The organism is Mesorhizobium sp. M2C.T.Ca.TU.002.02.1.1, assembly GCF_003997225.1.
The window spans coordinates 1-794 of sequence record NZ_RZTO01001376.1; the positions used below are offsets into that span (position 1 = coordinate 1).

Below are 794 nucleotides of genomic sequence, written 5' to 3' on the forward strand. Positions count from 1 at the left end.
CCTTGTAGTTGATGACGTGGTCGAAGCCATGCGCCCGGGCAAGCTCGATCTTGTCGGCGGAGCTCGCCGTGCCGATCACGGTCGCGCCGAGATGCTTTGCCCATTGGCCGAGGATGAGGCCGACGCCGCCGGCCGCCGCGTGGTAAAGGATCGTGTCGCCGGCCTTCACCGGGAAGGTCCGGCGCAGAAGGTATTCGGCCGTCATGCCCTTCAGCATCATCGCCGCCGCCTGCTCGTCGCTGATGCCGTCCGGCACTTTGACCACACGGTCGGCGGCGATCACCCGTTGCTCGGCATAAGCCCCGACATTGACGGCATAGGCGATGCGGTCGCCTGGCTTCAGCCAGTCGACGCCGGTGCCGAGCGCCAGCACGACGCCCGCCGCCTCGCCGCCCGGGATCAGCGGAAAACCGCCGGGCGGCGGGTAAAGCCCTGAGCGGTAGTAGACGTCGATGAAGTTGAGGCCGATCGCCGTGTGCCGGATCAGGATCTGGCCTTCTCCCGGCTGGCCGGGATCGGCATTTTCATAAGCCAGGACTTCGGGGCCGCCATTGGCGTGGATGCGGATTGCCTTGGACATCGTTCAACTCTCTGAAGGGTACGTACACAATCTAGAAACATGATTCCGAAAGGGAGAACCGATTTTCGGAAGATCATGCGCCGATAGACAGCTAGGGCCAGGATGATCATTCGACCCAAAAATATCCTGATCCAGGATCAGGGCTTCCTGGCGCCCAGATTGGGAAACATCTGCATGATGCCCCCGATGCTGGCGAGATAGAGCCCGGTGATGG

Annotated in this window: 1 protein-coding gene; it reads right to left on the minus strand. The window is 62.6% G+C overall.

The window, feature by feature from the left end; genetic code table 11:
- On the minus strand, positions 1-580 hold a 580-nt coding region (locus EOD07_RS36195), incomplete at its 3' end, for a quinone oxidoreductase (RefSeq protein ID WP_164772944.1).
- Between the last annotated feature and the right edge of the window lie 214 nt (positions 581-794).